At 45.8% G+C, this 26,279-nt stretch carries 24 protein-coding genes, 1 pseudogene and 1 riboswitch; of the genes and pseudogenes, 9 read left to right on the plus strand and 16 right to left on the minus strand.

What is annotated here, in order from left to right:
• Window positions 1–129 precede the first annotated feature (129 nt).
• Window positions 130–387, minus strand: coding sequence for a hypothetical protein (locus DW826_RS01425; protein WP_117469071.1), 258 nt, complete (start codon window positions 385–387; stop codon window positions 130–132).
• 119 nt (window positions 388–506) lie between these two features.
• Between DW826_RS01425 and DW826_RS01430 the strand changes: the two genes are divergently transcribed.
• Both DW826_RS01430 and DW826_RS01435 read left to right on the plus strand, forming a co-directional pair.
• Entirely contained in the window at window positions 507–1,616 is a 1,110-nt protein-coding gene (locus tag DW826_RS01430; RefSeq protein ID WP_117551809.1) for a DUF5722 domain-containing protein, read from the plus strand.
• Window positions 1,617–1,832: 216 nt separating this feature from the next.
• Complete coding sequence (locus tag DW826_RS01435; RefSeq protein ID WP_117551810.1) at window positions 1,833–2,927, plus strand: hypothetical protein; 1,095 nt, start codon at window positions 1,833–1,835, stop codon at window positions 2,925–2,927.
• A 228-nt stretch (window positions 2,928–3,155) separates the two neighbouring features.
• Here the strand turns inward: DW826_RS01435 and yajC are convergent, their stop codons facing one another.
• From yajC to scfA, 5 genes are all read right to left on the minus strand, one after another.
• Window positions 3,156–3,434, minus strand: coding sequence for a preprotein translocase subunit YajC (gene yajC, locus DW826_RS01440; protein WP_015553085.1), 279 nt, complete (start codon window positions 3,432–3,434; stop codon window positions 3,156–3,158).
• A gap of 20 nt (window positions 3,435–3,454) precedes the next feature.
• Window positions 3,455–4,600 carry a tRNA guanosine(34) transglycosylase Tgt gene (gene tgt / locus DW826_RS01445; RefSeq protein ID WP_015553084.1) on the minus strand — a complete coding sequence of 382 codons (1,146 nt, stop codon included), beginning with the start codon at window positions 4,598–4,600 and terminating at the stop codon, window positions 3,455–3,457.
• Between the two features lie 32 nt (window positions 4,601–4,632).
• On the minus strand, window positions 4,633–6,873 hold the full coding sequence (locus DW826_RS01450) for a protein translocase subunit SecDF (RefSeq protein ID WP_021904609.1): 2,241 nt from the start codon (window positions 6,871–6,873) through the stop codon (window positions 4,633–4,635).
• A gap of 142 nt (window positions 6,874–7,015) precedes the next feature.
• Window positions 7,016–8,422, minus strand: a complete 1,407-nt coding sequence (scfB, locus tag DW826_RS01455; RefSeq protein ID WP_117469067.1) for a thioether cross-link-forming SCIFF peptide maturase — start codon at window positions 8,420–8,422, stop codon at window positions 7,016–7,018.
• A 248-nt stretch (window positions 8,423–8,670) separates the two neighbouring features.
• Window positions 8,671–8,817: a six-cysteine ranthipeptide SCIFF gene (scfA, locus tag DW826_RS01460; RefSeq protein ID WP_015553081.1), complete on the minus strand. Its 147-nt coding sequence runs from the start codon at window positions 8,815–8,817 to the stop codon at window positions 8,671–8,673.
• A gap of 394 nt (window positions 8,818–9,211) precedes the next feature.
• Between scfA and DW826_RS01465 the strand changes: the two genes are divergently transcribed.
• Window positions 9,212–9,571, plus strand: a complete 360-nt coding sequence (locus DW826_RS01465) for a TIGR04086 family membrane protein (RefSeq protein WP_117551811.1) — start codon at window positions 9,212–9,214, stop codon at window positions 9,569–9,571.
• Here the strand turns inward: DW826_RS01465 and DW826_RS01470 are convergent.
• The 8 genes from DW826_RS01470 to DW826_RS01505 all read right to left on the minus strand — a co-directional run bounded on the left by DW826_RS01470 (window position 9,568) and on the right by DW826_RS01505 (window position 19,418).
• Window positions 9,568–9,687: a hypothetical protein gene (locus tag DW826_RS01470; protein WP_021904606.1), complete on the minus strand. Its 120-nt coding sequence runs from the start codon at window positions 9,685–9,687 to the stop codon at window positions 9,568–9,570. The two genes, DW826_RS01465 and DW826_RS01470, sit on opposite strands and share 4 nt — an antisense overlap.
• Before the next feature lie 12 nt (window positions 9,688–9,699).
• The gene (locus DW826_RS01475) at window positions 9,700–10,827 is read right to left on the minus strand and encodes a sodium ion-translocating decarboxylase subunit beta (protein ID WP_117551812.1); all 1,128 of its coding nucleotides are present in this window, start codon (window positions 10,825–10,827) and stop codon (window positions 9,700–9,702) included.
• A gap of 332 nt (window positions 10,828–11,159) precedes the next feature.
• Window positions 11,160–12,458 carry a hemolysin family protein gene (locus DW826_RS01480; RefSeq protein ID WP_117469063.1) on the minus strand — a complete coding sequence of 433 codons (1,299 nt, stop codon included), beginning with the start codon at window positions 12,456–12,458 and terminating at the stop codon, window positions 11,160–11,162.
• A gap of 388 nt (window positions 12,459–12,846) precedes the next feature.
• A complete protein-coding gene (locus DW826_RS01485) occupies window positions 12,847–13,536 on the minus strand; it encodes a P-II family nitrogen regulator (RefSeq protein WP_117551813.1) in 690 nt (229 codons plus the stop codon).
• An 8-nt stretch (window positions 13,537–13,544) separates the two neighbouring features.
• Window positions 13,545–15,089: a DUF1538 domain-containing protein gene (locus DW826_RS01490; RefSeq protein WP_117484041.1), complete on the minus strand. Its 1,545-nt coding sequence runs from the start codon at window positions 15,087–15,089 to the stop codon at window positions 13,545–13,547.
• Between the two features lie 324 nt (window positions 15,090–15,413).
• Entirely contained in the window at window positions 15,414–16,832 is a 1,419-nt protein-coding gene (locus tag DW826_RS01495) for a TIGR00366 family protein (RefSeq protein WP_117551814.1), read from the minus strand.
• Window positions 16,826–17,959 carry an amidohydrolase gene (locus DW826_RS01500; RefSeq protein ID WP_117484032.1) on the minus strand — a complete coding sequence of 378 codons (1,134 nt, stop codon included), beginning with the start codon at window positions 17,957–17,959 and terminating at the stop codon, window positions 16,826–16,828. The genes DW826_RS01495 and DW826_RS01500 overlap by 7 nt, the downstream gene beginning before the upstream one ends.
• Before the next feature lie 58 nt (window positions 17,960–18,017).
• Window positions 18,018–19,418 carry an AbgT family transporter gene (locus tag DW826_RS01505; protein ID WP_015553071.1) on the minus strand — a complete coding sequence of 467 codons (1,401 nt, stop codon included), beginning with the start codon at window positions 19,416–19,418 and terminating at the stop codon, window positions 18,018–18,020.
• Between the two features lie 219 nt (window positions 19,419–19,637).
• Between DW826_RS01505 and DW826_RS01510 the strand changes: the two genes are divergently transcribed.
• The 6 genes and pseudogenes from DW826_RS01510 (at window position 19,638) to DW826_RS01535 (ending at window position 24,896) form a co-directional block, all read left to right on the plus strand.
• Window positions 19,638–20,432 carry a MerR family transcriptional regulator gene (locus DW826_RS01510; protein ID WP_015553070.1) on the plus strand — a complete coding sequence of 265 codons (795 nt, stop codon included), beginning with the start codon at window positions 19,638–19,640 and terminating at the stop codon, window positions 20,430–20,432.
• Window positions 20,433–20,925: 493 nt separating this feature from the next.
• A complete protein-coding gene (locus DW826_RS01515; protein ID WP_117503131.1) occupies window positions 20,926–22,005 on the plus strand; it encodes a PDDEXK nuclease domain-containing protein in 1,080 nt (359 codons plus the stop codon).
• Window positions 22,006–22,234: 229 nt separating this feature from the next.
• Window positions 22,235–22,894, plus strand: coding sequence for a hypothetical protein (locus DW826_RS01520; RefSeq protein ID WP_117503130.1), 660 nt, complete (start codon window positions 22,235–22,237; stop codon window positions 22,892–22,894).
• Between the two features lie 33 nt (window positions 22,895–22,927).
• Window positions 22,928–23,305, plus strand: a complete 378-nt coding sequence (locus DW826_RS01525) for a hypothetical protein (RefSeq protein ID WP_117503129.1) — start codon at window positions 22,928–22,930, stop codon at window positions 23,303–23,305.
• Window positions 23,306–23,365: 60 nt separating this feature from the next.
• Window positions 23,366–23,464, plus strand: a pseudogene (locus DW826_RS18930) (VOC family protein); the annotation flags it as partial.
• A 104-nt stretch (window positions 23,465–23,568) separates the two neighbouring features.
• A riboswitch (Fluoride riboswitch) is annotated at window positions 23,569–23,640 on the plus strand.
• Between the two features lie 50 nt (window positions 23,641–23,690).
• On the plus strand, window positions 23,691–24,896 hold the full coding sequence (locus DW826_RS01535; protein ID WP_117503128.1) for a cation:proton antiporter: 1,206 nt from the start codon (window positions 23,691–23,693) through the stop codon (window positions 24,894–24,896).
• Between the two features lie 210 nt (window positions 24,897–25,106).
• Here the strand turns inward: DW826_RS01535 and DW826_RS01540 are convergent, their stop codons facing one another.
• Both DW826_RS01540 and DW826_RS01545 read right to left on the minus strand, forming a co-directional pair.
• Window positions 25,107–25,967, minus strand: coding sequence for a cellulase family glycosylhydrolase (locus DW826_RS01540; protein WP_181967950.1), 861 nt, complete (start codon window positions 25,965–25,967; stop codon window positions 25,107–25,109).
• A complete protein-coding gene (locus DW826_RS01545; RefSeq protein WP_117551816.1) occupies window positions 25,903–26,274 on the minus strand; it encodes a hypothetical protein in 372 nt (123 codons plus the stop codon). The genes DW826_RS01540 and DW826_RS01545 overlap by 65 nt, the downstream gene beginning before the upstream one ends.
• Between the last annotated feature and the right edge of the window lie 5 nt (window positions 26,275–26,279).

Genomic DNA, 26,279 nt, shown 5'->3' on the forward strand with positions numbered 1-26,279 from the left:
CGATACGGCTCTTCATTATTCGTTAAGTAATTTTACTTTCTTTTAATTTTTTACTCACAGTTTAGACACATTTTGTCTATATAATATAATTACGTTATCCGAAAGGATAACCTGCCTTTGTTTCAAGTGTTACACTTGAACACACAAAGCTTTTTCATACTCATACCTGTCGGAGGCAACTCTGGCAGGTCCCCCTAAAAAATTGATACTTTCCATACTCCCCTTAGGGACTGCAGGAACGGCTGCGGTCCCTATTTTTTGCTCTGCCAGCTTGCCAAAGTTCTTTTTTCCTATATCCTTGTTTTTAACTTTTATTTCCGGACATAATTGTTTCAATTTCAAATTCCGGCATTTTCCCCTTTTCACCAGTTTTACGTCCCTTTCCATTGACTTCTATTCCGCCTCACGGTATAGTAAATATATGAACATTGCCAACAGTGCGGAGGAATTATTTTCAGGAATCAATGCTCCGCAAAAAATGGCTCATTCCACAAAGGGGAAATCTTATGAATTCACTGAAGCGCATCGCAGCTGCCGCGCTGTCCGCAGCGCTCTGCTTTTCCATTGCCGTTCCGGCCTACGCCGACCACTACCAGACTCCAAAGTCCATCAAGGGCGTTCTGATCAATGAACATGCCCAGATCCCGGACGTTCTCGAGGTCGGTGCTTCTCAGGTCGTTTTAAATTTTCCGATGTCCTGGGCATTCAGCAGCCAGTTGTCTGTCTGCCAGGATCTCTACACAAAGCTTGACCAGGCAGGCGTCACTGTGACGCTGATCGTCTTAAACGACTGGGCAGCAGCGAGCTACAGCCCGTCTCTTCTTCCGGTATCCCAGCCAACCGGCGCAAGATACTACGCGTTCAACACCTTAAACGATGCCGGCGTCCAGGCCACAAGAGAGGCCGCGAAGCGCGTCACAGAGGCATTCAGGGATTGTGTCTCCAACTGGGTCATCGGCAATGAGATCAATGATGGACAGGCGTGGAACTATATCGGGCAGATGGATATTGACACCTACTGTTCCAACTACGCGACCGGATTCCGCACCTGGTACGACACCATCAAAGGTTCCAACAAGCTGGCAAACGTCTATATTCCGTTCGACTTCCGCTGGAACTGCGGACAGGTCGAGGGCTTCAAGTACGGCGCTATGGACATGATCCCGCGGTTAAACAGCCGCCTGAAAGATACCGACTACGGTATCGCATGGCACGCATATCCGGAGACCTTCGAGGATCCGGTCTTCTCCGATGACAAATATACACTGGAAAAAGCAGATACTTATATCATCAACCTGAAGAATCTTCATATTCTGACCGATTATATGCAGCAGGCCGACATGCTTTCCCCGTCCGGAAAGGTCCGCCACCTGATCCTCTCCGAGCAGGGATTCACTTCTGATTCCCCGGTCCACGGCGGTCAGTGCCTCGATCTCCAGGCCCAGTGCATTAAGGAAGCTTATGAGACCGCAAAGGCAAATCCATACGTTGAGGCATTCCTGTTGAACCGCATGAAGGATGAGCAGGGACTTCTGGGTGCGCATTATGCGTTCGGTCTCATCGATGTGAACGGAAATAAGAAGCCAAGCTTTGAGGTTTATAAAACCCTTCAGTAATTTTTCCAATGCCTGACCGTCCGTGTTAAGAATACAGCAGACAACCAGATATTTTTACAATAAATCAATTGACAAAACAGCCGCCCCGGTCATATCCAGGCGGCTGTTTTCACATCTGTTTTCTTTTTCCAGGCCTGTTCTTTCGTTACACCTTGTTATTTCCCTGTTCCTGTCGTATGATATGGATAAACTGAATTTACAACCGAGAGGAGACTTATGTATACTTACACCTGGTATCAATGGCTTACGTTTTTTTATCTATACTGTTTCTTTGGATGGATCTTCGAGTCCACCTATGTTTCCTTAAAACAGAAGCGATTCGTGAACCGAGGCTTTCTGCGGCTACCGATGCTGCCGTTATACGGAAGCGGCGCAGTCATGATGTTATGGGTATCTCTCCCGTTTCAGGACAGCCTGATCCTCACCTATATCTCCGGCGTTATCGGTGCCACGGCTCTGGAGTACGTGACTGGATATGTGATGGAGCGGCTTTTCAAAGTCCGCTACTGGGATTACAGCAACCAGCCCTTTAATCTCCACGGTTATATCTGTCTCAGCTCCTCCATCGCCTGGGGATTTCTGACGATCTTTATGACGCACCTGATCCACAAGCCCATCGAGCGGGCTGTCCTCGCAATGCCGCTCTACTGGGATCTGTTTTTTGTGTTTTTTGTGACGGTACTCTTTGTTTACGATTCCATCATCTGTACGAAGGAAGCACTTGCCTTCGGAAAGTCCCTGGAAGCTATGCAGAAGCTCCGTGCGGAACTTGACAATCTTCAGGTACAGCGCGCGCTCCTCAAGATGAATGCCGAAGACCGCTTGCAGGCCGCCAAAGAAGAACTGCTGGATCAGATCGAGGCAAAGAGAGTTCAGGCTGCCGCTCTCACCGGAATGAGTATAGAAGAATTCCGGGAAAAAGCCGGTACAAAGTTCAAATCCATCAAGGAAAAACCGGCTGCCGGTATGTCCCTGATCCAGGAAAAAGCCGGAGCTGCCGCAGATTCCATCCGCGATCTCTCCAATGTCAGCCTTGAGGAATTAAAGGCAAAGGCCGGAGGAAAGCTCGACAGTCTGAAGGACCTTACCGGAATCCATCTGGAAGCGCTCCGCGGGAAATCTGCGGAACAGCTTGCCGAGATGTTAAAGGAACGGGAATCCCGCCTCGCTGCACTCCGAAAGGAACGCCGCCGTTTCCGCAAAGAAAGGATCCACTCCAACCCAACCGCAGTTTCCCCGAAGTATGCGCGGGAATTTGAAGAATTGAAAAAGTACTTCGAGGACGAAGGAAGAAATGCAACGCCGCAGTAAAAACAGGAAGTTTCTTCCCGGCTCACCCAAAAAAGAATGTGCCTTGGCACATTCTCGCGCCTCGCGCAGTCGCTTGCGACAATCTACATCTTCGCACGAGTGCGCGTCTTTGGCACGTTAGTGCCTTTTTATGTAACAGGGAATTCCTCAGAATTTCCTGTTACATAAAAAAGAGGTTCATCTCCACATAATCGGAAATGAACCTCTTTCTTTTCTGTTTTTCAGGTCTTACGCCTCCGGTTTTTCAACCTGAACGATCGCCTGTTTCTGCATCGGGATACGGCAGTTCTTATTGTTGCCAAACTCAACGATAACGGTATCGTCTGTCATATCAATGATCACTCCGTAGAATCCGCTGGATGTCAGCACGCTGTCACCGACTGCGATGCTTGCCATCAGTTCCTGCATTTTTTTCTTTTCCTTCTGCTGCGGTCTGATCGCAATGAAGTACATGAAAGCAAAGATTAAAACAATATATCCAATCCAAAATGCCGGGCTGTTAGTCATATCCGTTGCACCTCCTTTTCTTATACCTTGTCTTTATAGTTCCCTGTCACGCCCTCCAACTTTTTCTCTTTGTACTCGGCGTAGCAGTGGTTCTCGATAGCTTCCCTGATCTCCGTCATCATTGTGTTGTAGAAGTAAAGATTGTGGAGCACGCATAAGCGCATTCCAAGCATCTCTTTTGCCTTCAGGAGATGGCGGATATAGGCCCTGCTGTATGAGCGGCAGGCCGGACACTGGCATCCCTCTTCGATGGGGCGCATATCCTTTGAAAACTGCTCATTAAACAGGTTGATCTTTCCGTGGTTTGTATATACATGACCATGACGGCCATTTCTTGTCGGGTAAACGCAGTCGAAGAAATCGACGCCGCGGTCCACCGCTTCAAGGATGTTCGCCGGGGTTCCGACACCCATCAGGTAAGTCGGTTTCTCTTCCGGCAGATGCGGAACCACCGCATCGAGGATGCGGTACATCTCCTCGTGACTCTCACCGACCGCAAGTCCGCCGACCGCGTAGCCGTCGCAGTTCATCTTCGAGATCGTATCCGCATGCGCGATCCGGATATCCTCGAAGGTTCCGCCCTGATTGATGCCGAACAGAAGCTGTTCCTTATTGACGGTATCCGGCAGGGAATTTAATCTCGCCATCTCCGCCTGGCATCTCGCCAGCCACCTTGTAGTTCTCGCGACAGAATTCTCCATGTATTCTCTGGTACACGGATGCGGAGCGCACTCATCGAATGCCATCGCGATCGTGGAGCCAAGGTTTGACTGGATCTGCATGCTCTCCTCCGGTCCCATGAAAATCTTATGACCATCGATATGGGAGTTGAAGTACACGCCTTCTTCTTTGATCTTTCTGAGTCCGGCGAGGGAAAATACCTGAAAGCCGCCGGAATCGGTGAGGATCGGACGGTCCCAGTTCATAAACCTGTGGAGCCCGCCGAGCTCTTTAATCAGCTTGTCGCCGGTCCGGACATGAAGATGGTAGGTGTTGGAAAGCTCCACCTGTGTCCCGATCCCGCGAAGGTCATCGGTGGACACAGCGCCTTTGATCGCGGCGACAGTTCCTACATTCATGAATACCGGCGTATGGATCGTGCCGTGGACTGTCTCTACGTCAGCCCGTTTGGCACGTCCGTCTTTTGCCAGAATCTTATATTTCATATTTTTCTTGCCTTATAAATTAGTCCCGAAAATTATTTTCCGGATTTCTTCGCTTCCTTTGCTGCCTTCTCAGCATCCTTCTTTGCCTGTTTTTCAACCGCATCCTTCTTCTGCTTCTTTGTGGTCATTACATACCACATAGCGCCTGTCAGGCATACGGAAGAGTAGGTACCACAGATGATACCTGCCATTAACGGGAGTGCGAACTCACGGATGGAAGATACGCCCATGATGAACAGAACAAATACCATGACAAAGGTCGTCAAGGATGTATTGATGCTTCGTGTGAAGGTCTGGGTGATACTTGTATTTACGATATCAACGGTGGATGCCTTCGGTCCCATGAGCTTGATGTTCTCACGGATACGGTCGAAGATAACGATCGTCGCGTTGATGGAGTATCCGACGATGGTAAGCAGGCAGGCGATCGCTGTGGAGCCAACGGACCACTTTGCGAGGGCGTAGCATGCAACTACAACCAATACGTCATGGACCAGAGCTAAAACAGCACTTGCAGCGAAGCGGATATCCTTGAATCGTACCCAGATATAGAGAAGCATAAATACAGTAGCGATCGCTGTAGCCATAACCGCGTCGCGCTTCATCTCAGCACTTACCGCACCAGAGATGCTCTCTGCAGTGATCTTGGACTCATCAACGCCGAAGTTCTCAACAAGTGCCTCGTCTAATGCCTGACGTTCTTCCACGCTTAAGGTTCTTGTCTTGATGATCACCTCGTTTGTTCCCGCAACCTTCTGTGTCTGCGTATCCGCACTGTTTGTGATGGATTCAACTACCGGAACAACCTCGCTTGAGATTCTCTCCAGAGACATGTCCTCATTAAAGGTCACGCTTGTGGAGGTACCGCCCTGGAAGTCAAGGGAGTAATTGAACGCGTTTCCGATGGAAGACTTGTTCATTACCATTCCCGCAACGCCTGCGAGGATCATAACAGCAGAGATGATAAAGCAGATATTTCTCTTTCCGAGGAAATTGAGCGCCTTCTTCTCTTTTCTGATGCCGTAGAACTTCTGATCCTGGAATCCAAGGTTATACAGGGTGTTCAGTGTGAACTTTGTAACGAAAAGTGCTGTGAACATGGAAAGAACGATACCAAGGGCAAGTGTTGTAGCGAAGCCCTTAACTGTACCGGAGCCTCTCCAGTAAAGAACAGCCGCTGCGATCAGTGTTGTCACGTTACCATCGACGATGGCGGATAACGCTTTCGCAAAACCTGTCTTGATTGCGGAATGAACGGTCTTTCCGAGACCGATCTCCTCCTTGATACGGGTGAAGATGATGACGTTCGCATCAACCGCCATACCGATGGAAAGGATGATACCGGCAATACCCGGAAGTGTTAATGTAACCTCAAAGGCCGCGAGCAGGATCAGCATCAATGCCACATAGAGGCAGAGTGCAAGGGATGCCGCAAGACCCGGGATGAGGTAAACTACGATCATGAATACGCATACGATTCCGAAACCGATCGCGCCGGCCTTTAAGCTTGTCGTGATCGCTTCCTGACCAAGTTTCGCGCCTACCACGTTGGAACGGAGTTCCTCCAGTTCCAGGGAAAGGGAACCGATACGGATCGTGGACGCAAGATTCTCAGCCTCTTCATAGGAAGTCATGCCGGAGATAGAGGCCTGTCCTCCTGTGATCGCCTGCTGTACGGTCGGGTTGGAGTACATCACGTTATCGTAAACGATCGCGATCTTCTTGCCGACGTTCGCTGCTGTCACATCTGCGAATTTCTTAGTACCTTCATCCGTAAATGTAAGCGCTACTTCATAGTTATTGTTTCCTGTCTGCTGGTCTTTATAGATCACAGCTTTCGCAGAAGCTACATCGGTTCCTTCCAGTACAACGTTCCAGTTCTCATCATAGAACTGTAAGGATCCCGGCTTACCGAGCTCTTCCAGGATCTTGTTCGCGTCTGTGACACCCGGAATATCAACATTGATACGGTTTCCGCCTTCCTGATAAACCTCTGCCTCAGAGCTGTAGTTTTGTACTCTCTGCTGCAGCTTGTACTGGGTATCGGACATATCCTCGGCGCTCGGATTTTCTTCCTTCGCCTGGTAGGTAATGCTGACGCCGCCTGCCAGATCCAGACCGAGCTTGATTCCGCCATTCTGGGAAGTTACTCCGTTCTCATCGGTGACCAGCTTACTCTTCTGAAGAGTATCATAGCCGAAAAATCCGAAGATACCGAGTACAACGAGCAGTCCCAGGAGGCCGAGCAGTCCCTTTCCTTTGTTGCTCTTCATGATAAAATCTCCTTCTTGATATGATTTCGAGGTCGAAAAAGCTTTTTGTCCCTCTTGATTCCGGAGTCCGCCGTAAGCACCGCCTCCGTCATCCTTACAATAACAGTCCAGGGCTTTCCGCCCCCTGACCGCTATGATCAATTTAGTTGTTTTCCTCGTCCTCCGCTAAAGCAGCGCGGATCATGATCGCGCACTCGATACGTTTTTTCTGCATCTCGCAGCCGATATCGTAGGCATCCGTAATACTGCCGTGGAAGTTAAAGGAATTTGCCGCGCATCCGCCGCTGCAGTAGAATCTCGCAAAGCAGTTTTTGCATTTTTCTTTCGCGTATACATTGCAGAGTTTGAATTCATCGCGCACCTTCGTGTTGACCACGCCGGTATCCACGTTTCCAAGCAGGAACTCTTCATTTCCAACGAACTGATGGCACGGATATAAGTCTCCCCACGGAGTCACTGCAAGATACTCGGTTCCTGAACCGCAGCCGGACAGACGTTTCGCAACACACGGTCCCTGGCTTAAATCAAGCATGAAGTGGAAGAATTTGAATCCTCTTCCCTCTTTCTGACGCTTTACAAACTCTTTTGCGAGTCTGTCATACTCATCCATAATCTGCGGAAGGTCTTCCTCACGGATGGAGTACGGCTCTTCCGGAGCTGCAACTACCGGCTCCATGGAAAGCTTCTCAAAGCCGAGGTCCGCATAGTGGAGGACATCGTTTCCGAAATCCAGGTTGTTTCTTGTGAAGGTTCCACGGACGAAATAATCCTTCTCGCCGCGTGATTTCGCGAATTTCTGGAATTTCGGAACAATAAGTTCATAGCTTCCCTTACCGTTTCTGAACGGACGCATCCGGTCGTTGACCTCCGGACGTCCGTCAAGGCTTAAGACCACGTTGCTCATTTCCCTGTTGCAGAACTCCATGATCTCATCGTTTAAGAGTACGCCGTTTGTTGTCAGTGTAAAGCGGAATTTCTTATTGTGCTCCTTCTCCTGGGAACGTCCGTATTCCACAAGCTGTTTTACAACGTTCCAGTTCATAAGCGGCTCGCCGCCAAAGAAATCAACCTCAAGGTTGATGCGGTTTCCGGAGTTTGCGATCAGGAAATCCAGTGCCTTCTTTCCGACCTCAAAGCTCATGAGGGCGCGGCGTCCATGGTACTCGCCTTCCTCTGCGAAGCAGTACTTGCAGGCAAGGTTGCAGTCATGGGCAATATGAAGGCAGAGTGCCTTCACGACCGTCTGACGTTTCTTGAAATCGATCACATAGTCTTTGTAAATATCCGCAGCGAACAGCTCCTCCGCGTCGATGAGCTCCTGAATATCGGAGAGCGCATCCTCAATATCTTCTGCAGAGTACTTACAGACCAGTGCTTCTCTCACTGCTTTTTTCTGGTCATCCGTGAGAGGCATCGGTTTTTCCATATCCGGGACGATCTTCGCGAGAACCTCCACGGCATCGTAGAGCAGCGCATCCACGGAATGAACCGATCCACTGTTTACGTCCAAAACAATATGGTATCCATTATTTATATACTGATGTATCAAAGCTAACTTTCTCCTACTGTCTTAATTTTCAGGTGACTGTTCCGTCTCTTCCCGATTACAGTCACGATCTGATGGTCTCCTGACTTCTTTCTTACCTGCCCTTTGTGGTCTGTCAGTGGCGGCTTTCCCGGCATCGCTGTCCGGGAAACCCGTCACCGGCAGATTCTTTGATCAGACAAGAAATAGCCCCTACAATCATACGACCGTAGGGGTCTCTTTAAAAACTTCCGTTTATTCGAAGCCCCGCATTAGCGGTTGCTGTTTTCACAGCTCTGGTTTCCTACTGTGCAGGATGTCTTGCATGCAGACTGGCAGGATGTCTGGCATTCGCCGCAGCCGCCCTTCTTCATGCTGTTCTTTAAAGTGTTGGAACTTAAAGTCTTTACATGCTTCATGGTATCATTTCCTCCTGTTCTCTTATCGTGGGCATAATACCCCGAATTTAAATGAAATTATACCATACGATTTTCTATTATGCAACGGATTTTATTGCCGTGATGCAGGAAAATCCGGTACAAATATCCACTTTTTGTCCGCATAACATGCCGCAGGCAGCTTCCAAATTGTATCCGGCAGCCGCAAAGAAAAAATATCCGGGGCGTTTTTTTCAGCCAAACAGATTCACCGCTTACAAGATCAGCCGCGCAATGCATATGCATGGCCTTTCCCCACATATCCTGTATAAAGCAAATGTCCACATCATGATGTCCTCTCAGAATCTTTCTGTACCTGGTTTTATGAGTCCCGGAAAGACTCCTGGAGTACATCCTTCAAGAAAGGAGTTTTCTCATGCAGACAAACCCGGTATGGCGCATGGTACGCGCCCTGATCGCAACTTATATCCTCTCCGGAATTCTTCTGATGGTACTGTCCTTCGCCCTCTTTAAGTTCCGTCTCCCGGAAAATCAGGTCAATCTCGCCGTCTGCGCAGTCTATGTCCTCTCCTGCTTTTTTGGCGGCATGATCGCCGGAAAAACAATGAGGACCAGGCGCTTTTTCTGGGGCCTGGTCCTCGGAACTCTCTATTTTCTGTTTTTATATCTCATGTCCCTCGCCCAGAAGGACGGTGTCACGGAAGACACCAAAAGACTTCTCTCTGTCCTCGCCATGTGCACATTGAGCGGAATGGCGGGCGGGATGGTGAGCTAACGGTCTCCCACCTTCGTGAGGAGATAAACAACGAGCGCCAGGATCCCCATCACAACGAAGATTCCAAGCATTCCCTTCCACATGATTCCCAAAGCAAGCATTGTATTTACATTCATAGTCCAGACCTCCTACATAAAGAATCCAAGGATGATTCCGCCGGCAACTGCGGATGCGACCTGACCGGAAACATTAGCTCCGATGGCATGCATCAGAAGATGGTTTGTTCTGTCCTCCGCGATCCCCATCTTCTCAATGACACGGGCAGACATCGGGAATGCGGAGATTCCTGCTGCTCCGACCATCGGGTTCACTTTGTTCCTGCTGAACAGATTTAAGAATTTCGCAAACATGACGCCGCCGATGGAGTCAAAAATAAAAGCGAAAAGTCCAAGTCCCATGATCATCAGTGTCTGTAAGCTTACGAACTGATCCGCTTTCATGGAGAAAGAAATCGTGATTCCGAGAACAAGTGTGATCAGGTTTGCGAGTGTCGTCTGTGCTGTTTCGGAAAGGCTGTTTAAGCAGCCGCATTCACGGATCAGATTTCCGAACATCAGGAATCCTACAAGAGCAACCGACGCCGGAGCGACAAGTCCTGCGACAAATGTTACAATGATCGGAAAAGCGATTCTTGTGAACCGGCTTACTTTTCCCGGCTCATACGGCATGCGGATCATGCGTTCTTTCTTTGTCGTAACCGCTTTAATCGCCATCGGCTGGATGATCGGCACAAGTGCCATATAGGAATATGCCGCCACCGCAATCGCTCCGATGTAGTTTGACTTCAACACCTGAGATACCAGAATCGAAGTCGGACCATCTGCCGCTCCGATGATTCCGATAGAGGCAGCGTCCTTGATATCAAAGCCGAGAAGTGATGCCATAAAGATCGTAAAAAAGATACCGAACTGGGACGCCGCACCGAAAAGGAACATCTTCGGATTCGAAAGCAGCGGTCCAAAGTCGATCATGGCTCCGATACCGATAAAGAGCAGCAGCGGGAAAGCCTCCGATGCCTCAATGCCGGATTCAAACAGCCACTGGATGATTCCGTGAGTCTCACCGGCGCCCTCCATAAACTGGTTTAACACACCGCTGGCCGGGAGATTCACAAGGATCGCACCGAAGCCCATCGGCAGAAGAAGGGCCGGCTCATAATTTTTCTCGATTGCCAGGTAGATCAGTAAAAGCCCTACCACATACATGACGACCTGCTGCCAGGTGATCGATAGTAATCCACTCCATAAAAAGTCCATAAAAACTCCTCCTTGAAAATAGTATGCGCAGGTTTTTCTCTTTCCCTGCCAATGGATTCCATGAAATTTTACAGACCGTCTTTTTTTGCCGCCATATCGGATCGCTCTCGGATCCTCAGAGCAACAAAAAAAGACTTTCTGCAGAAATTTCTCTCTGCAAAAAGTCTCGTTACCATTTTACCGGTATGCACCACCAGACGTTTCCGCCGCGATTGTTGACAGTGCATTTCAACTACTCCCCTTTTGGATAGATTCATATTAATTGGTTTGAAAAAAATTGTCAAGACCGAAAGCTGTACATTTTTCGCTAATTTTATCGCGGTTCAGGAATTTCACCGTTCGGGTTTGCTCTCCTGCTCACTTTCTTCGCTCTTCTGCGGCGCATCCAGAATATACAGATGCACCTTGTCAATCCTGTTTCTCTCCACCGTATCCACCACAAACCGGAGATTTCCGCTTGTGACTTCCTCCCCTGCCTGCGGGAGATGGTCTAAAAGGCCGATAATATAGCCACCGACGGAGTCGTAATCTTCTGACTTGAGATCCAGACCAAGCTGGTCGTCGAGATCATCAAGTTTCATGGCACCCTCGATCACATATTCCTTCGGATTGATCTTCCTGATGCTGTCTTCCTCATCCGCATCGTACTCGTCGCGGATCTCTCCGACGATCTCCTCAAGCATATCCTCCAATGTGATAAGCCCGGCCGTCGCGCCATACTCATCAAGGACGATGGCAACGCTGTTCATGGTCTTTCGAAGTTCCACCATAAGCTCCGTCGTCTTTTTAAACTCGTAGGTGTAATACGGCTCACGCAGGTAATCCCGCAGCTTAAATTCCTTGTCTTTCGGGATCAGGAACAGGTCCTTGATATTCACGATGCCAATGACATTGTCCGTCGTCTCCTCATAGACTGGATATCTCGTATACTTCTCCTGTCGGAAAATATCCATGATCTCCTGATAGCTGGCATTCACATCGAGGAATGTCATATCGATACGCGGAACCATAATGTCCTTCGCGACAGAATCCCCAAAATCGAACACGTTGTAGATCATCTTCTTCTCGTCTGACTCGATCACACCCTCTTCGTGGCTGACCTCCACGATCGTGCGGAGCTCATCCTCTGTGATCGCGTCCTGTTTCTTGTTCGGATCCACATGGATCATCTTTAAAACGCCCTTGGAGAGGACATCAACGACCACGATCAGCGGGGTCAGAACCTGCATGATCAAATAGATCGGTTTCGCGAACTTGAGTGACAGGGTCTCGGAATAGATCGTCGCGGAAGTCTTCGGTGTGATCTCACCAAAGATCAGGACTAACAGCGTCAAAACACCGGTTCCGATACCGACATATTTATTTCCAAGCACGTCTGTGACCAGCACAGTCATCAGAGAAGACGCTGAAATATTGACAATATTGTTTCCTATTAAAATTGCGCTAAGCATTTTGGGCTGATTGCTTAAGATCTTCTCCAGCACAACGGCATGACTGAGTCCCGCCTCCGCGAGATTCCGCACACGGATCTTATTTACCGTCATCATTGCCGTCTCCGCCGATGAGAAAAACGCGGATAACGCCAGAAGTCCAATTACGATCAGTCCCTGCAGGGCTTGCCCTGAATCCAAAAAAATCAACTCCTAAATCTTTATAAATTTGACGCTTCCCGGTTTCTTCCGGGGCTTCGTCCATGATTTGTCTCCTCGCACGCTCCGCTCTGTGTTTGGACCGGTCGAAGATTTACGAATGATTGTACAATACTCTATATGCAGTGTCAATGGTTTCGGGACGTTTCCGCGGTGTTTTTTTAATGGCAGTTACAGTACACGGGCACTCCATGCCCGCGCACTGTAACTGGATTTTGCCCATGCTTCGCATTCCGAATCGGCAAAATCCGCGGTCATAACGGTATCATACGGAATTTTCAGTTCAGAAAATTCCTACCCATGAAAAGTAACTAATGGCACCGTTCCGTTCGTTCAGGCCTGTGATCTGCTGCGGTCAGCGCGAAAGATCTTAAGCATCCTCATTCTTCTCGATCAGACGCATCCCCGCTGTTTCCGTCACCGGCAGAGAGAAGACGATCGCCCCCGCCTTGCTTCCGATCCCGGCTTCCTTCATGATGCTCTGCATGATGCCGTTTTTATCCTTTGTCTTCGTGACCATAAAGATCATCTCTTTCTCCTGAGCAAGGGAAACGCCTAAAAACTTTTCCGCCTTCTCCATTCCCGTTCCCTTCGCATGGATCACGGTTCCGCCGGTAGCGTTGGCCTTTCGCGCCGCGTCCATGATCACATCCGTATAGCCCTGATTTGCGATCACCACAAGAAGCTCGTAGTCTGTTCTTTTCAAGCTGCTTTCCTCCTCTTTCTCAAATCCACGGTCCTCAGTCAAAAAGCGAAGCTGCCGCTTTCCGCCGATGCTGCTCAGGGGAGTCACAAAGGCGATCCCCGTTCCCGGAATATCGATCTTGATCTCCTGTTCCAGGCCCTTTTTTACCTTTTTCCATTCTGCCGCCGTCACTACTGCAAACTGGACGGCCTTTTCCGATGCCTCTAACCCGAAGGCGTCCAACACCTCCGACGCCGCGGTTCCCCGGCCTAACGTCAGGAATGTGACGGAAATCCCATATTCTTTATAGAAGGCGAGGAATCTCCGGCTCTGGTTCCGGTCGCTGATCGTCGCCATCAAGTATAATTCGCTCATAAAACCTCCTACAATTCAATAATCGCGTCATCATCCAGCAGCTCAAACGCCGCGTATGCCCCGGACTGTCCATGAGCTGCGGACATTCCTTCCTGCACTCCGCGCTTCGCTCTTATCCTCGAAGCCAGACCCATGACCTGGATCGTGATAAGCGGTGTCATGGCAACCATCGCGACCACACCGAAGGCATCTGTGACGATGTTTCCTCCAAGAGCGGAGCAGGCTCCCTGTGCCATCGGAAGCAGAAACGCTGCCGTCATCGGTCCCGATGCCACGCCGCCGGAGTCGAAGGCGATCGCGGTGTAGATCTTCGGCACAAAAAACGAGATTCCCAACGCGATCGCGTATCCCGGAATGAGAAACCACAGAATCGAGATCCCTGTGAGTACCCGCACCATCGCAAGTCCGAGAGAAACCGCAACACCCAGGGAAAGTCCCATTCCCATGGCCTTCGAGGAGATTGCTCCGTCCGTGATCTCCTCAACCTGTTTGTTGAGAACATACACGGCCGGCTCTGCCTTTACGATGAAGTATCCCATGATCATTGCGATGGGAACAAGGAACAGCGGGTGGGCGGACTTCGCAAGCACCTGTCCGAGATAATTTCCCGCCGGCATGAAGCCCACGTTCACTCCCGTAAGAAAAAGTACCAGCCCCGCGTATGTATAGGCGAGACCGATTGCGATCTTCTTTAATTTTCTTGTTGTTAATTTTAACATGAAAATCTGGAAAATCATGAAAAATAAGATAATAGGCAGTAAGGAAACCGCGATCTCCTTCATGTAGGCCGGAAGTTCCCTTGCAAAGAGCAGGAACAGTTCTTTTGAATCACCGATCTCCGGAATCACCGGCGGTGTGTAGGAGCTGCTGTCCGCCTTGAAGATCATGCTTAAGATCATGACTGCGAGGATCGGTCCGATGGAGCAGAGCGCCACAAGACCGAAGCTGTCGTCCGCCGCGTGGCGGTCGCTTCGCGTTGCAGAGATTCCGACACCGAGTGCCATGATAAACGGCACCGTCATCGGTCCCGTCGTAACGCCGCCGGAGTCAAAGGCCACACTTAAAAAATCCTTCGGCACGAACATCGCCAGTGCAAACACCACGCCGTAAAAGGCAAGCAGCAACGGCGGAAGTGCCACGGAGAACAGCATTCGCAGCAATGCCACGACAAGAAATGCGCCGACTCCGCATGCAACGGACAAGATCAGCGTCATGTTCGGCACAGCCGGAACCTGATTCGCCAGAACCTGAAGATCCGGCTCCGAGATCGTAATGATGAAGCCTAAGAGAAAGGACAGCCCGATCACCACCGGAAGCTTCCGGCTCTTCGTCAGGCACGTTCCCACTCGCTCGCCCATCGGTGACATGGCAAGCTCTGCGCCAAGTGTAAAAAGCATCATTCCCGCGAGCAAAAGGACTGCTCCTAAAAGGAAACAGAGCAGGATGCTGGAGGAGATGGGCGCGATCACAAAGCAGAGTACCAGCACGATCGCAATGATCGGCAGTACCGCCTGCAGCGCCTCATTCCACTTCTCCCGCAGTTTTTTTGTCATTCCCAAATTTTCACTCTCCTGTGTTTGTGAGACGGACATTCTAAGCTCCGTCCGGTTACTTGGTTTTTTTCCACATTCGTGTTCTCTCCGCCAGGTATTTCACGAACAGGGGATGCCGTTACAGGATCTGTGGGCTTGCAGCGCCACGATCCTGTAACCGGCGAATTATGTTTAGTATAACATGGGAATTGTGAGAAAAGTATGTTTTGAGAGGTTAAGATTCCGCTAAAAAAAGGCGGCTTTGTTCAGATAATTTACTATAAAAAAGATATCAGGCGGTTAAACAGCCCGGAGCTTTCCCTGCCCGCCTGCTCACAGGGAACATCAATAAACGTAAACCGACAATGCTATAAAAAATACCTGTAGGATCGTCATGATCAAAAACAGAGGTGTAATAAATTTATACCATCGCTCAAGCGGGATTCCCATCAGACCGCATTCCAATGAACAGTTCGTTGGCCAGAACATGTCCGAAAAGCCGTCACCAAAACAATATGCCAATACCGCTGTCTGGCGGCTTACGCCTACAATGTCAGCTACAGGTGCTATAATTGGCATAGTGATCGTAGCCTGACTGGAAGAACCATTAATGAAAATATTAATGATGCTCTGTAAAAACAACATTCCAATAGCAGAAATGACGGGATTCCCGATATCCAGAAGAGAAGAAAGGTAGTAAACTATTGTATCGGAAATAAGTGCTTCTTTCATGACAATAAGAATACCCCGGGTAAATCCAATCACAAGGATCGAGGATACTACGCTCTTAGTTGACTCAATAAAAGTAAGACAGATCTCATTCAGACTGCTTCCTCCCACGACTCCCGCCACTACCATCATTGCTAAAAATAATGAAGATATCTCATCGATATACCATCCAAGCATGCTCGTTCCGTAAAGCAGGATCCCTATCGTAGCAAAAAACAAAATCGTACACAATTTGCGGCGAAATGTAAAGTTCACCTCTTTATCATACTGCTTTTTGTCCGATTGTTCCACTTCATCACAACCATATAAAACTGAAAGTTCAGGATTCTGCTTTACTTTTCTGGCATAGCGCATCACATACCAAATAGATACCATTTCAAATACTGCAAAAATCACGGCGCGATAGGCAACACCGGAATTCAGCGGTACATCAGCGATGGTCTGGGCAATTCCTACTGAAAACGGATTTGTCATAGCTGCCGCAAATCCGGTAGCTACGCCAATATAAACAACGGCACCTCCTACAAGATTGTCATAGCCTAATGCCAGCATTATGCTTGCAAACAACGGCACAAGACCATAGGTTTCTTCAAATATACCCAATGTTGATCCGAGCAGGCCAAACAACAGCATTCCCACAGGTATCAACAATTCGGTACGTTTCCCCATTAATTTAAGCAGCGCAGACACCGCAGCATCCAGTGTGCCGTTGTCTTTCAATACATAAACAAAGCCATATGCAAAAACAATAAGAAACAAGATATCTGCAGCACTTACATAGCCACGAGACACCGAAAGAAAAATATCAAAGAAGTCTGGGCGGTTTCCTTCAACAAAATGGAAACTGTCAGGTAATACGATCGTTTTTCCATTCGCAGGATCAATTACCCGATCATATTCTCCTCCGGGAATGATATACGTCAATCCTACTACGACCAGTAAAATAATCGTTAAAATTACATATGTATGAGGTAATTTCCACCCGATAAATGACTTTTTACACTTTTCAGTCAAGTTCCTTTGTTTTTTTAACATTCCTGTTTTCCTTCAATAAAAACATGTTCTGCTTTCGCATGAATATCAAATGGATGATGACTCCAGATAACGAGATCCGCATCTTTTCCGCTGACAAGCGCACCTTTTCGATCATCGATACCCAAAATCTCTGCAGGATATGATGTTACTGCGCGCAATGCTTCCGCATCATCCATGCCAAAGCGAACAGCCATAGCAGCATAAATAGGCAAATAATACAGCGGTGTTACATCATGATCGGCAGTGATGCAGACTTTAACACCTGCCCTATTGAGGATGCCGGCAGTCTCAAAGCTCTTATTCCAAACCTCCTGCTTGCTGCACGGGTTCATGCTTGGACCGACAATCGCAGGAAAACCGCTGGCTGCTATATGTTCAGCAATGTCAATCCCATCCGTGCAATGAACTATAACAATCCTGATATCGTACTCCTTGGCAATACGGATCGCTGTACAGATATCATCTGAACGGTGAGCGTGAATATGCAACGGTATTTCTTTCCTCAGAACCATAGCCATATTTTCCTTGCCGGGATCGCATCGGAAATGATCACCATTCTTTTCCGCTTCTTCCTTCTCAAAAAGATATTCCTTCGTATCTTCCAGACACTTACGTAAGTGATAAGCAGTACCCATGCGTGAGGCGAATCCATGCTTAGCTGCCTTCGGGTTTTCTCCAAGGCTGCCTTTCACAGCAGCCTTGCGGGTCACGATCATCTCATCTGCAATCTTACCCGTTAACCGGATAACCGAAGCAACACCTCCGATAACACCATCACTGCCCGGACAAACACAGGCACAGGTCACTCCTGCCCGGACAGATCGTTCCACCGCTCTGTCAAAAGGATACAGACCGTCCAGCACTTCTAACTGAGGGGTAATCGCATCCGAGTAATCGCAACAATCATCACCCACTTCTCCCATACCTTCTTCGCTGATACAAATATGACTGTGAGCATCAATGAAACCTGGCGTTATATATTTTCCCGCCGCATCTATCACTTCTTCATTTTCTTTTGGAGAAATATTGAAATCCACTTCCGTTATTTTCGTATTTTCGATACGAATATCCAATTTTTCAAAATCATTTGTACAAGTAGTAAACAAATATCCGTTTTTAATAAGCATCCGTGCTACCTCTAAATATAATATTTTTTATTCCTATATATGGGATATATGGGATCTGTTAATAACCAATCATTACAGCAGCCGTCATAAATACAAACTCCATAATAAACAGGATGCCAAACAACGGTGTAATAAATTTATACCATTTGTTAATCGGCACTCCCATCAGACCACAACAAAGAGCGCAGGAAGTCGGCCAGAATATATCTGCGAAGCTGTGTCCCAACTGGTATGCCAATACGGCAATTGAACGGCTCATACCAACCAGCTCGGCTGTTGGTGCCAAAATCGGCATTGTAATCGTTGCCGCACTTGTTGAACCATTGATAAAGAGTTTTACAATGTTCTCAATTATGATCATTCCGTAGGCAGAGAGGTATGTACTTGTATTTTTAAGCAGGCTCACCAGGCCGTATACGATCGTATCTGTGATCATGCCCTCTTTCATTAAAATCAAGATTCCTCTGGTAAATCCGACAATTAACATAGAAGAAACCATGCTCTTAGTAGACTCAATAAATGTCTTACAGATCTCAGTTGCAGAATAACCGCTGATAATACCTGCAACCACCATTGCCATTAAGAAAAATGCTGATATTTCATCTACATACCAGCCCAGATTCAAAATAGCATAGAATAAAAATATAATGACTCCAAAGAAAAGGACTAAACATAACCCCTGACGGATATTCATAGATGCTGTCTGTAATTCATTCAAAGATTTTGCCTTGACTGCATCCAGCTCAGTGCCATAAACCACAGATTTGGTCGGATTTTTTTTGACTTTGCGGGCATAGTACATCACATAAGCAATGGCAATGATCTCTGTGACAGCAAAAATGAGCCAGCGGAATCCCATGCCTGAGTAAAGTTCAACACCTGCAATATCCTGTGCAATAGCGATGGTATAAGGATTCGTGGTGCCTGCGGCATATCCGATCGATACGCCCAAAAAGATAACTGCGCCACCTACGACAGCATCATAACCCAGGGCAACAAAGATTCCTACGAAAACCGGAAACAGTCCATAGACTTCCTCATAAATACCCATAGTAGATGCCATTAAACCAAGAATCAGCATTGTGATCGGAATCAATAGCTGGACACAATTGCCAATCTTCCGTACTAAAGTTCCCAGCGCAGCATCCATCGTTCCATTTTTGGTTAAAACATAAACAAAACCATACGCAAAAATAATGAGGAACATAATATCAGCAGCGTCCACATAACCAGCTTCCAGAGCCTGAAACAGACCAAACAGCCCCGGCGCCTCAGCATCTACATACGCGTAAGAGTCAGGCACAACGACCATCTTTCCTGTAACCGCATCCTCTACACGCTCATAAGATCCGGCAGGAATGATGTGTGTAAGAATCAGCACGATGAACATAATAGTGACAAGTATCACATATGTATGCGGCATCTTAAAGTTTTTGATCCTTTCCTTTAAAGTTCTCATAAGTACCTCCTTAGTTTATAATCTTTGTAGCAACACTGCATGTTTTCTGAATGCTTATCCATCACCTTGCAGCACCACACTATAATACACATTCAGTCCCTTCAGCATTGCCTTTTCTTATATTTAAATCCTTAAAGTTACTTGAATGTCAAGTGTGAAATTGTTATAATAATAATAGTTGCTTTTTGATCATTATCCACATTCACCGGAGTTCTAAAAATGGGCAAAAAAAATCTTACCATCGGAGAAATATCCGAAATATTGAACATTACCCCTTCAACTCTTCGTTTTTGGGAAAAGGAGAACCTCTTTCATGTCAGCAAAAAGAGTAATCACTACCGAACCTATACCAATACGGATTTAATCGACATAGCTGATATCCTGTATTATCGGAATCTTGGAGTACCGGTTAAAGACATCCGTGCATTTTCTTCTCTGGAATTATCTGAATATGATCAGTTTCTGGAAAATCAGGAACGGGAACTCAACAAAAAGATTGAAGAATATCAACAGATGCTGCTAAGATCGCAAAGTCTGAAGAGGAACTATTATCGGTTGCTGAGACTGCTCGTCAATCCCTTTATCCTTGAGACTCCGGACTTTCATCACGTCATCTCGTGGGATTTCCGTGAAAAAGAACGGATCCGGCAATACGTATCCGATCCTTCATATTACGTCTGGTGTAAAGATACCAACTCAGAAATTTCTGGACGTAAAGGACTCATTGTATCTGAAAACAGTTCTTATTCCCGCTCGGATCTCATATGGGAAAACAGACCCGGCAGCCGCTACATCAGCTTTCCCGTCAAAGCCATGATTGAAAATGATTATTCCGGACTTGAAGCGCCAAAGATCGTAGGTGAAGTACAGCGCCATACCACTACCGGTTATTTAATTACTCGTCACCTCTTAAACTGCAAGATCAATGGCGAAAATGTCGAATATCTGCAGGCTTATCTTGAAATCACTGGAGCGTGGGATGATTCATTTACAAAAAGATTAATGTTAGATTAATGTTTTGGTGAATATATCCTGTTTAGACAAATGAAATTATGCATGATTTTTCACAAAAAACACTCTTTAGATTTGTAAAATAACTCCCTTTTCGGAATTGTGTACCCATGGGAAATGAGTTTATAAATATACAATGCAAACAGCAGACATCTATTTTACAATCAAATATATAAAAACTAGTATTTATAGGGGGGTAAATCAGCATGAAATGTCCATATCGTGGTGAAGAAATGATGAGAGGATACCTGATGAGCTCACGAGACATTACTTTTACAATTGATAATCAGACAAAAGTTTTTCATACAAAAAAATCGGACGATTTGGAATTGAGTAAAAGTTCAGGAGGAATCCCTCATTGTGAAGCTTATCGTTGTAGTAGTTGTAAAAAGATTTTGATTGATTATGCAAATAGATAACTTCCAATCTTTCGGTGAGATTGAAACTCAGCGACAACTCGGAAGTTGTCGAACTGACACATTAGAAAGGGTTATATATGAGTGAATTGATTAAGGCTGATAATGAATATAAAGAGTGGATTACCGGAATATCTACTGATTTTAGAAAAAGCCAAATCAGAGCTTCTATGAAGATAAATGATGAGATGCTAAGGTTTTATTGGAAGCTTGGTAAGGGTATTTCATCTATGAGTGAACAGTTCGGATATGGAATGGGATTCTATAAAACGGTGAGTGATGATTTGAAATCCATTTTGCCAGATGTGAAATCATTTTCTCCAACTAATTTGAAATATATGAGATACTTTTATGAGATGTATTCTGATGCAGTATTTTGTCCTCAGGTTGAGGATGAATTGATTGCAGATGCAAATCGTCCCCAAGTTGGGGATGATTTACAAATCATTTTTAGAATTCCATGGGGACATAACAAAATAATACTTGATAAATGCAGAGGAAATTCTGCAAAGGCATTGTTTTATATCAGAAAGACTATTGAAAACAATTGGTCAAGAAATGTTTTACTAAACTTCTTAGGAACGGATTTGTATGAACGCCAGGGCAAAGCAATAACTAACTTTTCTAATACACTTCCGATAGAACAGAGCGATTTAGCGCAAGCAATTACGAAGGATCCATACAATTTTGATTTTTTGACTTTGCGTGAAAGGTATGATGAAAAGGAACTAAAGGATGCGCTTATAGAGAAAGTTAATAATTTTCTTATGGAGTTAGGTACTGGCTTTGCTTATATGGGCAGGGAAGTGAGAATTGAGGTAGGAGATACTGAAAAATTTATAGACATGTTATTTTACAATACTCAAAGGCATTGCTATGTAGTTGTAGAAATAAAGACAGGAAAATTTGATTCTTCCTATGCAGGTCAATTGGGAACTTATGTTGTAGCTGTTAATCATCAGATGAAAACAGAAGCTGATAATCCTACTTTGGGACTTCTGATTTGTAAAGATATGGATAAAGTAGAAGCCCAGTATGCATTAGAATCAACTAGCCAGCCACTTGGTATTTCTAGTTATGAATTATCAAAACTTATACCAGAAGAGTTCAGAGGTAGTATGCCTACCATTGAAGAGATTGAGGCTGAATTAAATGAATAACTTCCAGGTTGTCGAGCTGATAACTTATATCCTCGAAAGGCAGAAGAAACAGAGCTAAAGCATTTTGGTAAAATGTTTTTTGAAGTAAGGACTCAATAAAAGCACATGACCTTGACGGAGGCTGGTATTGTCCAAATTGCAAGAAGGTAATTGTGCTTTGGAAGCAAACGAGCAAAGGCAACTCCCAATTTATCGAACCCATACAAACGGGGAGTTGGAGGAGGTATCTATGATAAAGCGATTTGATAAAGTTGATGGCAGTTATGTTGAAAAAATATATGGGCAAGATAGATATGGCTATTCCAAGAGTGATACGATAGATTTCTATGATTTAGTCGAGTTAGCAAAGGAAGGAATTAGTAGAGGATCGGTTGTACTTATCTATGATTTCGAAAAAGGGAAGGTATACACTCCATTTGAAAAGCAGAATAATATTGTTTATGGAGATCCGGTATATGTAGAAAAATTCATATATTTTTTGCAGTGTGATTATAACAAGAAAAGAATTTCTTTATATCGCTATTTACCAGAGAAAATACTGGAAAAAGTTGCAGAATTAAACCTCGATGATTTGAATCCATATAATTTGCATATTGTAGGTAATCCACTATATATCATAAGTCAGGAAGCTGGAGAAGGATTTCGATGTTATTATCCAACGGAATTTTTCTTCCCATTAAAGCACAATGAATCGGTGATTTTTATAGAGGATGGCAAGGTCTATATTGAAGCTTGGATAGAAGAAGGTTGGGATGACGAAAACAACTGTGCAACAGATGATTATAAATATTACGACAAAATCATAGTAAAAGATTTTGCAGGTAATAAAATTTCCGAAGAGGTAGGTTGTTTGAACAAAGGTCCTGATGGAAATTGGTGGATTTCATAAATACAAACAACTCGATTGGTCGGAAACTGGTGAATGATAATGGCGATAAATGTAGAGCAGACAAAAAAGTATTATAAGGATATTAAGCAAGAGGATTTGTGCGACTGTAATTACTGTAAGAATTATTATTTGCAAGTAAAAGATGCATATCCTAAGGTAGCAGAGTTTTTGGACAGCATAGGAATAGATATTGAAAAGCCATTTGAAACAAGCCCATTAGAGCCTGATGAGCATGGGATGCTGGAGTATTGTATATGCCAGTATATAGTAATTGGTTCCGCTCCAAGTGAATTATCAAAAGAAATAGAAAATGTGAAGATTGATATTTCAGAATCGCATCCGAGTACAGATCTGATTCAGGAACATTTTGTGATAGACATTTATCCAATCTGTTTAAAATGGATTCTGTAATGCGGGCAAATTCCAGTTTGATGAAATAAAGAAATTATTGGAGAGGGAAAATATGGTTGGAAGTATTTCGATTTCAGAGCAGATGGATTTGGGAAAAGCAGAGCGTTTTATTTCAGAGACCCGGATGGAATCATTCTTGAGATGATGCAACCGTTATAAAAGGAGACTAATCAGAATTTGTAGTATGATTTGTGAATCAAAGTGACAATGATGATAATTTCCAAAATAACTTGACATGATAAGAAGTCAGAGGTATTATTGAAACCGTTAAAGGGAATGAAGTTCTCCCTTGGGAAACCTAAACCGCTTTTTAAGCTGATGACTTCTGCGATTATCTGTTCGCAGAAAGGCATCAGCTTTTTTGCGTCCAAAGGAGGAGAATTTTATGTTAACATCACTGGCTTTCATTTTTCTTGTTGGTCTGTTCATGGCTGCAATTTGTCAACGGCTCAAGCTGCCCCGCATTATTGGTATGCTGATTACGGGTATTGTGCTGGGACCTTATGTCCTTGACCTGCTCGATCCCTCTATCCTGTCCATTTCCGCTGACCTACGGCAAATGGCTCTTATCATCATTCTGCTCAAAGCAGGGCTATCCCTCAATCTGGCTGATTTGAAAAGGGTAGGACGACCCGCCATTATGATGTCCTGTGTCCCGGCAAGCTGTGAAATATTAGCGTTCTTTCTGTTTGCGCCTGGCATTTTAGGCGTTACCAGAATAGAGGCCGCTGTCATGGGCGCTGTCCTCGGCGCAGTTTCTCCGGCAGTCGTTGTGCCACGCATGGTTCAGTTGATGGACTCAAAATACGGCACAGACAAAAGTATTCCCCAGCTTATTCTGGTAGGGGCGTCCTGCGACGATATTTTCGTTATTGTGCTGTTCTCTACCTTTCTCGGCATGGCACAGGGCGGTCATGCAAATTTGATGGATTTTATCAATATCCCGGTTTCCATCGTCCTCGGCATTGCCTTGGGCGCAATCACCGGGTATCTGCTCAGTTTGTTTTTTGAAACTGCCTACACACATAACCACTGCGTCCGAAACAGCATGAAAGTAATCGTTGTTTTGGGCGTATCGTTCCTGCTCATGGCGATTGAAACATGGTTGAAGGAGAGTATATCTGTCTCCGGTCTGTTGGCTGTAGTAAGCATGGCTTGCGTTCTCAAAATCAAAAGTGTTACCTTTGTATCAAAACGATTGTCTGAAAAATTCGGAAAACTCTGGCTGGCGGCGGAAGTGCTCCTGTTTGTGCTGGTCGGTGCGGCGGTGGATATTCGTTATACACTGAACGCTGGCATTGCGGCGATATTGATGATCTTCCTCGCCCTTATTTTCCGTTCTGCGGGTGTTGCTCTTTGTTTAGTCGGCACACCTTTGACATGGAAAGAGCGTCTTTTCTGTATGATTGCCTATCTACCCAAAGCCACTGTACAGGCAGCAATTGGTTCTGTGCCACTTGCAGCAGGTCTTGCATGTGGGAAAATCGTTTTATCAGTTGCCGTTATGGCAATTGTTACTGCTGCTCCTGTGGGTGCTTTTGGAATGGATGTCTTGTATAAGAAATTATTAAATAGAGATTTAACAGATTGATATATCGAGTATAAATCCAAGTTTGAAGAACCGTTAGGTAAGTTCAGGTTCAATAAACCCATGTGTAAATATGCATATTACTTAGAATTTTAAGTAAGGGGAACACTTTTCCGAAATGGGAGTAAAATAATACTTTTTATGAGCTATCTATTGCATCACATACACTAAGAGCAGCGGATAGCATTCCGCTGCTCGTAATAGCTTCTTCTTTTATTGGAATATCGTTTTAAAAACCGGCTGCATGGACGAGATCCATGTATTCTCTTCCGCATTATAATACTTTGTATCTGCATTTACCGCAAACGGAATTCCTGCATCACTCAATGCTTTCGTCATAAATCCTGCAAATACTGTCTGTTCTTCTACACTATATGTATTTCCTTTATTATAGTTTCCCGGCATCCAGGCTCCAACCCATGTCGGAATCCCCGTCTGCTGCTGCCATGCAAGCGCCGTCTGGATCTTATCTGTAATCAGCTTCTTCTCAGCATCCGTTCCCGTAGTCCACAGCTTCTTTTCATTTGCCTTATCCGGCCCGGATGCGTAAAAGTGCCATTCTGCCATAAGATATCCATTGTGTGCACTTGGAATTTTCAGCTCTGACAAATAATTAGGGTCTGACCGCAGTCGTGGAGAGATCATAATGATTCTGTCCGGATTTGTTTTTCTGATTGCCGCAACCGTCTGTTCATACATTTCATTCAACGTATCCGGCAATTTATTGATCGCATCCGAAGATTCAATCATCAGATCAAAGGCCACCAGATGTGAAGCATCTTTAAAATGTTCTGCGATCTGGCTCCACCATTCCGTCACATGATCCATATTTTCCTTTGTTGGATTTGTTTTAAACTCATGCGCCTGATATGCAATAACAGGAATAATTCCGTTTTTCAGGCAATCAGTGATCTGCATATCCAGCAATGCCAGAAGCTCGGTGCTGATATCATCCTGTACCCGAATTCTGACATGGCTGACCCCGGCTTTCTTAAATTCCTGTACCTGCTTAATGCTGTATGTTCTGGTCTGCTTCTGAAATTCTGACCATGTGACATCCAGACCTTTTCCCAAAAAAAGTCTGGTACTGCCACGGAAGTACCGCCTGATCTTTGCTCTGCCCGAGTCCTTCGATCCAGGCACCATCTGCGCCCGTGACATATCCATCCGGCGTCATGCAGTTTGCGCTCATGTAACCATCCGATTCAAAGTAATACCATTTACCGTCATCGTCCCGAAACCACTGATCCTGAAGAAATGTCTGATCATCGTTCTCATATTTCCATCCTGCCATGTCCTGCTTCCACTGTCCGGCATATGATGGGAAACTGCTGACCGCCAGAAGCACAGAAGCTGCCAGGCCCAAATAAATTCTTTTCAATCTTG

Source organism: Clostridium sp. AM34-11AC, from assembly GCF_003435375.1.
In the GTDB taxonomy this organism is placed as follows: Bacteria; Bacillota; Clostridia; order Lachnospirales; family Lachnospiraceae; genus Pilosibacter; species Pilosibacter fragilis.